This window comes from Streptomyces sp. NBC_00620 (assembly GCF_026341825.1).
GTDB lineage: Bacteria > Actinomycetota > Actinomycetes > Streptomycetales > Streptomycetaceae > Streptomyces.
This window is the reverse complement of record NZ_JAPENY010000002.1, coordinates 1,491,805-1,504,159: the sequence shown is the minus strand read 5'-3', so window position 1 is coordinate 1,504,159 and position 12,355 is coordinate 1,491,805. Positions and strand designations below refer to the sequence as shown.

General features: G+C 70.2%; 13 protein-coding genes. 11 read left to right on the top strand and 2 right to left on the bottom strand.

What is annotated here, in order from left to right; all coding sequences use genetic code 11:
- The first annotated feature begins 20 nt into the window (after positions 1 to 20).
- Complete coding sequence (locus OG246_RS26040) at positions 21 to 719, top strand: class I SAM-dependent methyltransferase (RefSeq protein WP_266468408.1); 699 nt, start codon at positions 21 to 23, stop codon at positions 717 to 719.
- On the opposite strand, the gene OG246_RS26035 is transcribed toward OG246_RS26040, so the two are convergent.
- Positions 714 to 1,088: a fic family toxin-antitoxin system, toxin component gene (locus OG246_RS26035; protein WP_266468406.1), complete on the bottom strand. Its 375-nt coding sequence runs from the start codon at positions 1,086 to 1,088 to the stop codon at positions 714 to 716. The genes OG246_RS26040 and OG246_RS26035 overlap by 6 nt on opposite strands.
- A gap of 4 nt (positions 1,089 to 1,092) precedes the next feature.
- On the bottom strand, positions 1,093 to 1,332 hold the full coding sequence (locus OG246_RS26030) for a toxin-antitoxin system HicB family antitoxin (RefSeq protein ID WP_266468403.1): 240 nt from the start codon (positions 1,330 to 1,332) through the stop codon (positions 1,093 to 1,095).
- 205 nt (positions 1,333 to 1,537) lie between these two features.
- Between OG246_RS26030 and OG246_RS26025 the strand changes: the two genes are divergently transcribed.
- The 10 genes from OG246_RS26025 to mug all read left to right on the top strand — a co-directional run bounded on the left by OG246_RS26025 (position 1,538) and on the right by mug (position 12,311).
- Complete coding sequence (locus tag OG246_RS26025; protein WP_266468400.1) at positions 1,538 to 2,473, top strand: ABC transporter ATP-binding protein; 936 nt, start codon at positions 1,538 to 1,540, stop codon at positions 2,471 to 2,473.
- 7 nt (positions 2,474 to 2,480) lie between these two features.
- Positions 2,481 to 5,048, top strand: a complete 2,568-nt coding sequence (locus OG246_RS26020) for an ABC transporter permease (RefSeq protein ID WP_266468398.1) — start codon at positions 2,481 to 2,483, stop codon at positions 5,046 to 5,048.
- A 38-nt stretch (positions 5,049 to 5,086) separates the two neighbouring features.
- Positions 5,087 to 5,962 (top strand): LLM class F420-dependent oxidoreductase, encoded by an 876-nt coding sequence (locus OG246_RS26015; RefSeq protein ID WP_266468397.1) that lies wholly within the window; start codon positions 5,087 to 5,089, stop codon positions 5,960 to 5,962.
- A 62-nt stretch (positions 5,963 to 6,024) separates the two neighbouring features.
- Complete coding sequence (locus tag OG246_RS26010) at positions 6,025 to 6,450, top strand: GNAT family N-acetyltransferase (RefSeq protein WP_266468395.1); 426 nt, start codon at positions 6,025 to 6,027, stop codon at positions 6,448 to 6,450.
- A gap of 170 nt (positions 6,451 to 6,620) precedes the next feature.
- Positions 6,621 to 7,949 (top strand): hemolysin family protein, encoded by a 1,329-nt coding sequence (locus OG246_RS26005; RefSeq protein ID WP_266468394.1) that lies wholly within the window; start codon positions 6,621 to 6,623, stop codon positions 7,947 to 7,949.
- Positions 7,946 to 8,959 (top strand): hemolysin family protein, encoded by a 1,014-nt coding sequence (locus OG246_RS26000; protein ID WP_266468391.1) that lies wholly within the window; start codon positions 7,946 to 7,948, stop codon positions 8,957 to 8,959. Before OG246_RS26005 ends, OG246_RS26000 begins: the two co-directional genes overlap by 4 nt.
- A 94-nt stretch (positions 8,960 to 9,053) precedes the next feature.
- Positions 9,054 to 9,836 (top strand): SGNH/GDSL hydrolase family protein, encoded by a 783-nt coding sequence (locus tag OG246_RS25995; protein ID WP_266468388.1) that lies wholly within the window; start codon positions 9,054 to 9,056, stop codon positions 9,834 to 9,836.
- Positions 9,837 to 9,901: 65 nt separating this feature from the next.
- Complete coding sequence (locus OG246_RS25990) at positions 9,902 to 10,252, top strand: DUF4326 domain-containing protein (protein ID WP_266468385.1); 351 nt, start codon at positions 9,902 to 9,904, stop codon at positions 10,250 to 10,252.
- Between the two features lie 59 nt (positions 10,253 to 10,311).
- The gene (gene purB / locus OG246_RS25985) at positions 10,312 to 11,754 is read left to right on the top strand and encodes an adenylosuccinate lyase (protein WP_266468382.1); all 1,443 of its coding nucleotides are present in this window, start codon (positions 10,312 to 10,314) and stop codon (positions 11,752 to 11,754) included.
- A 44-nt stretch (positions 11,755 to 11,798) separates the two neighbouring features.
- A complete protein-coding gene (mug, locus tag OG246_RS25980) occupies positions 11,799 to 12,311 on the top strand; it encodes a G/U mismatch-specific DNA glycosylase (RefSeq protein ID WP_266468379.1) in 513 nt (170 codons plus the stop codon).
- Positions 12,312 to 12,355: the final 44 nt, after the last annotated feature.

Below are 12,355 nucleotides of genomic sequence, written 5' to 3'. Positions count from 1 at the left end.
GTCCTCCCGGGAGGTCCGTCATGCCGCTCCGTTCCGCCAGCTCCGGCAAGGTGTCACGGGACACCGTGCACCATCCCCTCTTCGCCCGCTACTACGCCCGTATCGGCGTGGCCGCCGAGACCAGGATGGGCATGGGCGGCGTACGCGACCGGCTGCTCGCCGGGCTTTCGGGGCGGGTCATCGAGATCGGCGCGGGCAACGGACTGAACTTCGCGCACTATCCGAGCACCGTCTCCGAGGTCGTCGCCATCGAACCCGAGCGGCTGCTGCGGCAGTTGGCGGTCGAGGCGGCCCTGCGCTCCGAGGTACCCGTCGACGTGGTGCCGGGCGCGGCGGAGGCACTGCCGGTCAAGAGCGAGGCCTTCGACGCGGCGGTGGTCTCGCTGGTGCTGTGCAGTGTGCGCGACGCGCCGCGAGCCCTGGCCGAACTGCGACGCGTACTGCGGCCCGGGGGCACCCTGCGGTTCTTCGAGCACGGCACGGGCGGCGGGCGCGCGATGACGTACACCCAGCGCGGCCTGGACCGCACGGTGTGGCCGCGGCTCAACGGCGGCTGCCATCTGGCCCGCGACCCGATCGCCGCGCTGCGGGACGCCGGATTCGAACTGGGCCCGTACAGGCGCATGTTGATGCCCGAGAAGGGGCCGCGGCTGCCCACCTCGTACTGCGTCCTCGGCACCGCCCGCCGCCCCGCCGTCAGGGAGAACGAAGCCTCATAGGCTCCACTGGCGCAGCTCCTGCGTGATGTCGTGGACGGTCGCGTCACCGGCCTTCACCAGGCGGGCGAGTTCGCGTACCTGCTCGGGCGAGGTGACGACCTTGAGGCCGCTGGCGACGAGGTAGCCGTACGCGACGGCCGAGGCGAACATCGCGTTGGAGCGTTCGAGTGCCGGTACGTGCAGGAGGAGCTGGAGCAGCGCGGCGGCGCGGGCGTGCGGGCTGTCGTATACGGGAATGCCGAATATCTCTGCCTCGTGCCGGCTCACGGCGGCGACGAGGGCTCCCCAGTCGGTGATCTGGGGGTCTCCGGGCGTCTTCTGTTCGGCGATCATGAGGAGCCAGGCAAGGTCGACTCTGAGACTGCTCAAGGGATCAACGACGACCTTCGCGCGCGCCTTCTCGGTCCGAACCGAATTCCTCGGCGAAGACGCTCTCGTACTGCTTCATGAAATCGGCGGCGGCGTCGACGAAGGTGTGGCCGACTTCCCCGGTGTCCTGTCTGACCAGCTCTTCGATGTAGCGGTTCACGCTCATCCCTCGCTCCAGGGCTTTTTCGCGGGCGGCTCGGGCCGTGCCCTCGTCCACCCTCACGTTCAGCTGAGTCTTCGCCATACCTCGAAGCTAGCGCCGAACCGCTAGCACCGGCAAGGGGGTATCCGTGCGCCTGAGGGTGGAGATTGCCCCTTACACGGGAATCAGGGGCACGACCTGGGGCGGAGATGGCCTGGCACCTCGGGGGGATACCGAGTGTGCCCGGGATCACACTAGGCTCGGCCGCGACAAGGGAGTCGGGACGTCCATCACTGAGGAGGCGGCCTTGTCCACACCTGCTGCGGAGCACGTCGTCGGCCGGGCGGAGGCCGAGGGGACAGCCGCTCGCGCCCGCGGCCTGACCAAGGCGTACGGATCGGGCGAGACGGCCGTGCTGGCCCTCGACTCGGTCGATGTCGACATCTCGCGTGGCCGCTTCACCGCGGTCATGGGTCCCTCGGGCTCCGGGAAATCCACGCTCATGCACTGCCTGGCGGGACTCGACACCGTTTCGGCCGGACAGGTGTGGCTCGGGGACACCGAGATCACCGGGCTGAAGGACCGCGAGCTGACCCGGCTGCGGCGTGACCGGATCGGCTTCATGTTCCAGTCGTTCAACCTGATCCCGACGCTGAACGCGGCCGAGAACATCACCCTGCCCATGGACATCGCGGGCCAGAAGCCCGACCAGAAGTGGCTGGACCAGGTCATCGACACGCTCGGTCTGCGGGACCGGCTCAAGCACCGCCCCTCCCAGCTGTCGGGCGGGCAGCAGCAGCGCGTGGCCTGCGCCCGGGCGCTCGCCTCCCGACCCGAGCTGATCTTCGCGGACGAGCCGACCGGCAACCTCGACTCCCGCGCGGGGCTCGAAGTCCTCGGCTTCCTGCGCGAGGCGGTCGACGAACTGGGCCAGACCGTCGTCATGGTCACGCACGATCCGAGCGCCGCCGCCCACTCCGACCTGGTGCTCTTCCTCGGGGACGGGCGGATCGTGGACGAGATGGAGCGGCCGACGGCGGACGCGGTGCTGGAGCGGATGCGCCGCTTCACGGGGGGACACGGACACCAGCAGGCCATCGGTTTCGACGGTGCCGCAACCCCTGACCTCGACGCTCGCGCCAAAGCCCCGGACGGCGACGCGCGTGCCACAACCCCTGACGGCGAGGTCCGTGCCGTAAGCACCGACGGCGACTCCCGCGACGTAACCCTCGACAAGGACTGAGGCGGTCGTGCTCAAGGCGACACTGCGGAGTTTTCTCGCGCACAAGGGGCGGCTGCTCCTGTCGGCGCTGGCTGTCGTGCTGTCCGTGGCGTTCGTCGCGGGCAGCCTCATCTTCTCGGACACGGTCACCCGCACCTTCGACCGGCTCTTCGCGTCCACCTCCGCCGATGTGACGGTGGGCCCCAAGGACGATCTCAACTCGCAGATCCCGTCCGGGGCCGCCGAGACCGTGCCGGCCTCGCTGGCCACCCGTATCGCGGGGATCGACGGGGTCGAGTCCACCCACGCGGACGCGTCCGTCGAGAACATCACGGTCGTCGACAGCGAGAACGAGTCGGTCGGGCCGACCACGGGCGCGCCCACCATCGCCACCGACTGGTACCTCACCGACCGCAGCCCGGTGAAGCTGACCTCCGGCCACGCGCCGGAAGGGGCCAGCGAGGCGCTGCTCGACGCGGACACCGCCAAGAGCAAGGACGTGGGCATCGGCGACACCCTGACCGTGCTCGCACAGCCGGGCACGTTCAAGGTGAAGATCGTCGGCATCGCCACCTTCACCACCACCAACCCCGGTGCCGCGCTGGTGTTCCTCGACAGCCGGACCGCGCCGGACCAGCTGCTCGGGTCGCCCGAGGCCGCCACCAGCATCTCGGTGAACGCGACCCCCGGTGTCACCGACGACGTACTGAAGCAGCGCATCGCCGCCGAACTCGGCACGACCACCTACGACTTGAAGACTGCCGACGAACAGGCAGAGGACGCCGCCGCCCAACTCGGCGGATTCCTGGACATCATCAAGTACGTCATGCTCGGCTTCGCCGGAATCGCCGTGCTGGTCGGCGTCTTCCTGATCGTCAACACCTTCTCGATGCTCATCGCCCAACGCACCCGCGAACTGGGCCTGTTGCGCGCCCTCGGCGCCGACCGGCGTCAGGTGCGCCGGTCGGTGCTGACCGAGGCGCTGCTGCTGGGCCTCGTCGGATCGACCGTGGGCCTGGCGGTGGGAATCGGGCTGGCGGCGGGGCTGATCGAGCTCATGGGCGTGTTCGGCATGAACCTCAAGTCCACCGAGATGGTGATCGGTGTGGCGACTCCCGTCTCGGCGTACGTCGTCGGGGTCGGCGTCACGTTCGTGGCGGCGTATCTCCCGGCGCGGCGCGCTTCCGGCGTCTCCCCCATGGCGGCCCTCGCGGACGCCGAAGTCGCCGGTGTGGGAAGGCCGTTGCGGGTGCGCGCGATCGTCGGCTCGGTCGTAGGAGCGGCCGGCGCCGCCGCGCTCGCTGGGTGCGCCGCGTCGTCGAGCACCTCATCGTCCGCCTCCCTGCTGGGACTTGGCATCGTCCTGACGCTCATCGCCACAGTCATCGCGGGTCCGCTGCTGGTGCGGCCGGTGATCCGGGTCCTCGGCGGGGCCTTCCCCGCCCTGTTCGGCTCGGTCGGCCGGATGAGCCAGCGCAACGCCCTGCGCAATCCGCGCCGCACGGGCGCCACCGCGGCCGCCCTGATGGTGGGGCTCGCCCTGGTCGGCGGGATGTCCGTGGCGAGCGCGTCCATGTCCAAGTCCTTCGACGAGCAGATCGACAAGACGCTGGGCGCCGACTTCGTCATCCAGAACAGCAACTTCGTGCCGTTCTCTCAGGAGGTCACCGACAAGGTGCGCCAAACGGAGGGCACCGGGCTCGTGGTCCGCCAGCGGTTCTCGCCGGTCGCGGTGCGGCTGCCGGACGGCAAGCGGATCGAGACGACCGCCACGGCCTACGATCCGCAACTCGACGACGTCGCCCGCGTCACGTACACACAGGGGGACAGTGCGGCGGCGCTCGGCGACGGGAAGATCGCCATGGACGCGGACTTCGCGAAGGATCATGGCGTAACCGTCGGCAGCACGATCCCCGTCGAGTTCCCCGCCGGACGGAACACCGAGCTGACGGTGGGGGCGCTCACCGACCAGGACGGCTCCGACGGGTTCGGGATGACGGGCGGGCTGTTCTTCGGCTTCGCCACGATCGAGAAGTACGTGCCGGGCGGTCAGGACTCCGCGCTGTACGTGAACGCGGCCTCGGGCACCAGCCCCGACACGCTCCGCTCGAACCTGGACAAGACGCTCGAGCCCTATCCGCAGGTGCAGGTGCGCGACCTGGCCGACTACAAGAAACTGGTCCACGATCAGATCGCCGTGCTGCTCTACCTCGTGTACGCGCTGCTCGGACTCGCGATCGTCATCGCGGTGCTCGGCGTGGTCAACACCCTTGCCCTGTCGGTCGTCGAGCGCACCCGCGAGATCGGACTGCTGCGCGCCATCGGGCTCTCCCGGCGTCAGCTGCGCCGGATGATCCGCCTCGAGTCGGTGGTGATCGCCGTGTTCGGCGCGGTCCTCGGTCTGGCACTCGGCCTGATCTGGGGGGTCTGCGTGCAGCAGGTGCTCGCGCTTCAGGGCATGAAGGCGTTCGCCGTTCCGTGGACGACGCTCATCGCGGTCGTGGTCGGTGCGGCACTCGTGGGCATCGTGGCGGCGCTGCTGCCGGCGTTGCGTGCCTCCCGCATGAATGTGCTGGCGGCGATCGCGCACGAGTGATCTACTCCCGTCAAGTCACCCATGGCTGAGGAGAGTTCATGCCGCGTCCCTTCCGTTTCGGCGTCAGCATGATGAGCCCCGCACCTGCCGACGAGTGGCGCGAGAAGTGCCGCCGGGCCGAACAGCTCGGCTACGACGTGATCCTGGTCCCCGACCACCTCGGCATGCCCGCACCGTTCCCGGCCCTGGTGGCCGCGGCCGAGGCGACCGAGCGGCTCCGCCTCGGCACGTTCGTGCTCAACGCGGGCTTCTGGAATCCCACGCTGCTGGCCCGCGAGGTGGCCACCACGGACGCGCTGACGGGCGGCCGCCTCGAACTCGGCCTCGGCACCGGCTACATACAGGCGGAGCACGACACCGCGGGCCTTCCCTTCGGCTCCCCGCGTGAGCGGGTGGACCATCTCGTGCGCACGGTCGAGGAGTTGGAGCGGCTGCTCGACTCGGCCGGCCTCCCCGGCTCCCGGGTTCCGCTGCTGATCGGAGGCAACGGCGACCGGATGCTGCGGCTCACCGCCGGGCACGCCGACATCGCGGCGTTCACGGGGATGCGGTTGGTGCCCGGCAGTACGACGGGGAAGCTGGACCCGCTCACGGCGGAGGAACTGGACGAGCGGGTGGCGGCGTACCAGCGCCTGGCGGTGGACCGGAAGGAACCCGCCGAGCTGAATGTGCTCATCCAGATCGTCGCCGTCACCGACGACCGCGAGGCCGCGGTGCGGGCACTGCACTCCCGCGTGCCCCGTCTGACGCTGGAACAGGTCCTGGCCCTTCCCATCGTGCTGGTCGGCACGGTGGAGCAGATCAGCGCGCAGGTGCGGGCACAGCGCGAGCGGTACGGCTTCTCGTACATGACCGTCCTGGAGCCGTACATGGAGGCGTTCGGAGAGGTGATCGAGGCGCTGCGCGGGGAGTGAAAGCGCCGTCCGGATAATGGAATTCCGCGAGGTGCCACAGCTGTGCGTGATGAGATCGCGGCATGACTGAACTGCGGATACGGGCCGCGACGGCCGACGACCTCGACACCGTTTTGGCCTTCTGGAAGGTGGCCGCCGAGGGGACGAGCATCAGCGACGACCGCGACGGCGTGGAGCGGCTGGTCGCCCGCGACCCCGAGGCGCTGATCCTGGCCGAGCGCGACGGCGAAGTGGTCGGCACGGTGATCGCCGGCTTCGACGGCTGGCGGTGCCATCTGTACCGGCTCGCGGTGCATCCCGAGCGGCGGCGGCTGGGGATCGGCTCGGCCTTGCTGGCGGCCGCCGAGGAGAGGTTCGTACGACTCGGGGGGCGCCGCGGGGACGCAATGGTGCTCCAGCGGAACGAGACCGCTCAACATGCGTGGCGGGCGGCGGGGTACGCACCCGAGGAACACTGGCGCCGTTGGGTGAAGCCTCTCGGCGACTGAACCCGCTTTACCGACCCTTTACCATGGCCTGATCAGCCGGCCCTCTGAAAGGTGCGTGAGCGTCCGCCCATGGGCGAGCCTCCCCGACGCCGACGCCGTGGTCCTCACCGCGTCGGCCGACATCGCGCGATCCCCCCAGCCCTGGCCGATCATGGGACGGAGGTGACCCGATGACCGAAGTGCTCCTCCTCCTGGTGGCGATTCTGCTCTCCCTGGCCTGTGGCGCGTTCGTCGCGGCGGAGTTCTCGCTGACCACGGTCGAGCGCAGCGAGCTGGAGCGGGCCGTCGAACGCGGCGAGGTCGGCGCCGCCGGCGCCCTGAAGGCCGTACGGAATCTGACCTTCCAGCTGTCCGGCGCCCAGCTCGGCATCACCGTCACCAACCTGGTGGTCGGCATGCTCTCCGAGGCGTCCATCGCCAAGCTGATCGCGGGCCCGCTCGAGTCGGCCGGCGTCTCCGCTTCCGCGTCCCACTCGGTCGCGCTGGTCATCGGCACCGGCCTGTCGACGGTCTTCCTGATGGTCGTCGGCGAGCTGGTGCCCAAGAACTGGGCGATCTCCTCGCCGCTGGCGGTGGCCAAACGGGTGGCGACCCCGCAGCGCTGGTTCAGCGCCGCGTTCGGCCCGTTCATCACCCATCTCAACAACACGGCGAACCGTGTCGTACGACGCTTCGGCCTCGAACCCGCCGAGGAGCTGGCCTCCGCGCGCGGACCCCAGGAGCTGGTGGCCCTCGCCCGGCACTCCGCCAAGGAGGGTGCCCTGGAGGCGGACACCGCCGAGCTGTTCGTGCGCACGCTCAACCTCGCCGACCTGACCGCGGAGAACGTGATGACCCCGCGCGTCCAGGTCATGGCGCTTGACCTGCAGGCGACCTGCGAGGACGTGGCGAACGCGACCCGGGCGACCGGCCTGTCGCGGTTCCCCGTCTACCGCGGCAATCTCGACTCGGTGGTCGCCGTCGTGCACATCAAGGACGTACTGGCAGTGACCGCGGAACACCGGGCCCGCACCCCCGTCTCCCAGATCATGCGTGAACCGCTGTTCGTACCGGAGTCGCTGACCGTGGACCGGCTGCTCGACCGGCTGGCCGGCAAGCGCACGATGGCCGTGGTCATCGACGAGTACGGCGGCACCGCAGGGGTCGCCACGCTGGAGGACATCGTCGAGGAGGTCGTCGGCGAGGTACGCGACGAGCACGACCCGCACGAGACCTCCGACCTGTCCCCGGCCGGCACGGACGACGACGGCCGCGCGCTGTACTCGGCCGAGGGGTCCGTCCGCACCGACCAGCTGGCACGGGTCGGGCTCAGGGTGCCCGACGGACCGTACGAGACCCTCGCGGGCCTCGTCGCGACCGAACTGGGCCGCATTCCGGCCCCCGGGGACAGCGTCGAGGTCGTCGGCTGGCGGCTGGACGTGGCGGACGCCTCGGGACGGCGCGCCGCGCGCGTACTGCTGCACGCGCCGCGCACCGAGGAGAAGGAGGGGGAACGATGACCGTCGTACAACTGCTGATCGGCCTCGCGACGCTCGTCGTGAACGCCTTCTTCGTGGGCGCCGAGTTCGCGCTGATCTCGGTGCGCCGCAGCCAGATCGAACCGCACGCCGAGGAGGGCGACCGGCGGGCGCGCAGCGTGCTGTGGGGGTTGGAACATGTGTCCGCGCTCCTTGCGGCCGCACAGCTGGGCATCACCCTGTGCACTCTCGTCCTCGGCATCGTGGCCGAGCCCGCGATCGCGCACCTGCTGGAGCCGGTGTTCCACGCGGTGGGGGTGCCGACAAGCGCGGGCCACGCGGTCTCCTTCGTGATCGCGCTCGCCCTGGCGACGTATCTGCACATGCTGCTCGGCGAGATGGTGCCGAAGAACATTGCGCTCGCGGAGCCGGTGCGCACCGCGCTGCTGCTCGGCCCGCCCCTTGTGGGCCTCTCCCGGGCACTGCGCCCGGTGATCTTCACGATCAACGCCTTCGCGAACGCGCTGCTCAAGCTCCTCAAGGTCGATGTGAAGAACGAGGTCGCTGCGACCTTCACGGACGACGAACTGGCCCGCCTCGTCAAGGACTCCAGTGCCGCGGGACTCATCGACGCCCGCGCCCAGGAGCGGCTGCACGACGCCCTGGAGCTGGGCCGCCGGCCCGTCCGCGATGTCGTCCTCCCGCTGGAAAGCGTGGTCTACGCGCGCGTGGGCGTCACTCCCGAGCGGCTGGAGCAGCTGTCCGCCGAAACCGGCTTCTCACGCTTCCCCGTCGTGGACGAGGGGCGCCGCATCGTCGGCTATCTGCACGTCAAGGACGCGCTGGACGTGACTCCGCGCGACCTTCCGTTCCAGGTGCGGGACATGCGGCCCATCGCACGCGTCCGCGAGAGTACCCCGCTGGACGACGTGCTCACGGCGATGCGGCGCAGTCGCACCCACCTGGCGGCCGTACTGGGCAGCGACGGCCGGCTCGCCGGTCTGGTGACGATGGAGGACGTGCTTCGGGAACTGTTCGGGCAGCCGGTGTGAGGGTGAGTCCGCGGTGACAGGGACCGGGACACTCGCCTGATCCGACAGCCCAAGCTACCGATGGGTACGCGGGCGGGTTAACATCTTTTTCGCCATGCAGACGAATGCCACTTACACCAGTCTTGTCGCGATCGGCGACTCCTTCACCGAGGGCATGTCGGACCTGTTGCCCGACGGCTCCTACCGGGGCTGGGCCGACCTCCTCGCGGCCCGGATGGCCGCACGGACGCCCGGGTTCCGGTACGCCAACCTCGCGGTGCGCGGGAAGCTGATCGGCCAGATCGTCGATGAGCAGGTGGACGTGGCGGCCGCGATGGCGCCCGACGTGATCACGCTGGTCGGCGGGCTCAACGACACGCTGCGTCCCAAGGTCGACATGGGGCGCGTCCGCGGGCTCCTGGAGGAGGCCGTCGAGCGTCTGGCCCCCGCTTGCGAGCAACTCGTCCTGATGCGCAGCCCGGGCCGCAACGGTCCGGTTTTCGAGCGGTTCCGGCCCCGCGTGGAGGAGCTCTTCACCCACATCGACGACCTCGCGAAGCGGCACGGCGCGCTCGTGGTCGACCTGTACGGAGCGCCCTCGCTCGGCGACCCCCGCATGTGGGACTTCGACCGGCTGCACCTGACGGGTGAGGGGCACCGCCGCGTCGCCGAGGCGGTGTGGCAGACGCTCGGGTACGACCCCGAGGACACGGACTGGCAGACCCCGATGCCGCCCACGGCCTCGCCCGGCTGGATCTCCCGCCGCACCACCGACGCCCGCTTCGCCAGGCAGCACCTGCTGCCCTGGATCGGACGCCGGCTGACGGGACGCTCGTCGGGTGACGGACTCCCGGCGAAGCGGCCCGAGCTGCGGCCGTACGAGGGTCCGCTGGCGTAGGCCGCTGCGGCGCCGGATCATCGGGGGCACCTCTCGGGATCCCAACTGGCCGAACGGAGCCGTGCGTGAGCGCCACCGTCATCAATCTCAAGGGCCGTATCCACGACTTCGGCCCTCGGCTCGAGAACGCCCCCGCGGACCTCGTCTACGTCGGCCGCCGCTGGACCATGGGCCACTGGGACCTCCCCCAGCACCCGCTGTACAACCCGTTCGCCTACGACACCCCCACCAAGAAGCGCGACGGCACCCGCGCCGAGATCATGGACAAGTACCGGGCGTACCTGCTCGAACGCCCCGACCTGCTCGCCCAGGTGCCCGCACTACGAGGCAAGACCCTGGCCTGCTGGTGCGCCCCCGAACTCTGCCACGCCGACATCCTGGCTGCGATCGCGGACGGCTCCGCCCCGGCCTCGTAGGTTCCGCCGAAGAACCCCGCGGCGCTGGCCTGCAGGAATCGCCAGTAGAATCCGTACACGTGACTGCCGCGCCTGCAAAGCCCCGTATCCCCAACGTCCTCGCCGGACGCTACGCCTCCGCCGAGCTCGCCACGCTCTGGTCCCCCGAGCAGAAGGTGAGGCTGGAGCGTCAGCTCTGGGTCGCCGTGCTGCGGGCCCAGAAGGACCTCGGGATCGAGGTGCCGGACGCCGCGATCGCCGACTACGAGCGGGTGCTCGACCAGGTCGACCTGGCCTCGATCGCCGAGCGCGAGAAGGTCACGCGGCACGACGTGAAGGCGCGGATCGAGGAGTTCAACGACCTCGCCGGGCATGAGCACGTCCACAAGGGCATGACGTCGCGGGACCTCACGGAGAACGTCGAGCAGCTGCAGATCCGGCTTTCGCTGGAGCTGGTGCGGGACCGTAGCGTCGCCGTCCTGGCGCGCCTGGGCAAGCTCGCGGGTGAGTACGGCGAGCTGGTCATGGCCGGCCGCTCGCACAACGTGGCGGCGCAGGCCACCACCCTCGGCAAGCGCTTCGCGACCGCCGCCGACGAGCTGCTCGTGGCGTACGGCCGGGTCGAGGAGCTGCTCGGCCGTTACCCGCTGCGTGGCATCAAGGGTCCGGTCGGCACGGCTCAGGACATGCTCGACCTGCTCGGTGGCGACGCGGCGAAGCTCGCCGACCTGGAGCAGCGGATCGCCCGGCACCTCGGCTTCTCGCAGGCGTTCACCTCCGTCGGCCAGGTCTATCCGCGCTCGCTCGACTACGAGGTGGTGACCGCGCTGGTGCAGCTGGCGGCGGCCCCGTCCTCGACCGCCAAGACGATCCGGCTGATGGCCGGGCACGAGCTGGTGACCGAGGGCTTCAAGCCGGGCCAGGTCGGCTCCTCCGCGATGCCGCACAAGATGAACACCCGCTCCTGCGAGCGCGTCAACGGCCTGATGGTGATCCTGCGCGGCTACGCCTCGATGACCGGTGAGCTGGCGGGCGACCAGTGGAACGAGGGCGACGTGTCGTGCTCGGTCGTACGCCGGGTGGCGCTGCCCGACGCGTTCTTCGCGCTTGACGGCCTGCTGGAGACCTTCCTCACCGTCCTCGACGAGTTCGGCGCGTTCCCGGCCGTCGTGGCGCGTGAGCTGGACCGCTACCTGCCGTTCCTGGCGACGACCAAGGTCCTGATGGGCGCGGTGCGCGCGGGTGTCGGCCGGGAGGTCGCGCACGAGGCCATCAAGGAGAACGCGGTCGCGTCCGCCCTCGCCATGCGCGAGCAGGGCACCGAGCGCAACGAGCTGCTCGACAAGCTCGCCGCGGACGAGCGCATCCCGCTGGACCGCGCACAGCTCGACGAGCTGATGGCCGACAAGCTGTCCTTCACGGGCGCCGCCGCCGACCAGGTCGCCGCGGTGGTCGGCCGTATCGACGAGATCGTTAAGCAGCACCCGGAGGCCGCTGGATACACGCCGGGGGCGATCCTCTGACGCGGCTCACTCCCGCGGACCTGGAGGCCGCCCGCGACCGGCTCGTGCCGGACGTCGTCGCGGACAACGCCGACGGCGGCCTCCGGGTGCTTTTCTGCGGCATCAATCCGGGTCTGATGACGGCCGCCACGGGTCACCACTTCGCGCGTCCCGGCAACCGGTTCTGGCCGGTGCTGCACCTCTCCGGGTTCACGCCGCGGCTGCTGAAGCCTTCGGAGCAGGGCGAGTTGCCGTCGTACGGACTCGGCATCACGAACGTCGTGGCGCGCGCCACGGCTCGCGCCGACGAGCTGTCCGCCGAGGAGTACCGCGAGGGCGGGCGGCTGCTGACCGCCAAGGTGGAGCGACTGCGGCCGCGCTGGCTGGCCGTCGTGGGCGTGACCGCGTACCGGGCGGCGTTCGGTGAGCGCAAGGCCGTCATCGGTCCGCAGGAGCGGCTGATCGGGGTCAGCAGGGTGTGGGTGCTGCCCAATCCCAGTGGGCTCAACGCGCATTGGACGGCGGCGACGATGGCGGAGGAGTTCGGGCGGTTGCGGACGGCTGCCGCCGAGACGTAACAGGCTGTGCTCCTCGGAGAGTTCCGCGGAGCACAGCCGAACGA

Bases quoted from the DNA above. Each gene is read 5' to 3' on its own strand.
- OG246_RS26000 (WP_266468391.1), top strand. From the start codon at position 7,946: ATGACCGTCGTACAACTGCTGATCGGCCTCGCGACGCTCGTCGTGAAC.
- OG246_RS26030 (WP_266468403.1), bottom strand. From the start codon at position 1,332: ATGGCGAAGACTCAGCTGAACGTGAGGGTGGACGAGGGCACGGCCCGA.
- OG246_RS26010 (WP_266468395.1), top strand. From the start codon at position 6,025: ATGACTGAACTGCGGATACGGGCCGCGACGGCCGACGACCTCGACACC.
- OG246_RS26015 (WP_266468397.1), top strand. From the start codon at position 5,087: ATGCCGCGTCCCTTCCGTTTCGGCGTCAGCATGATGAGCCCCGCACCT.
- OG246_RS25995 (WP_266468388.1), top strand. From the start codon at position 9,054: ATGCAGACGAATGCCACTTACACCAGTCTTGTCGCGATCGGCGACTCC.
- OG246_RS26040 (WP_266468408.1), top strand. From the start codon at position 21: ATGCCGCTCCGTTCCGCCAGCTCCGGCAAGGTGTCACGGGACACCGTG.
- OG246_RS26005 (WP_266468394.1), top strand. From the start codon at position 6,621: ATGACCGAAGTGCTCCTCCTCCTGGTGGCGATTCTGCTCTCCCTGGCC.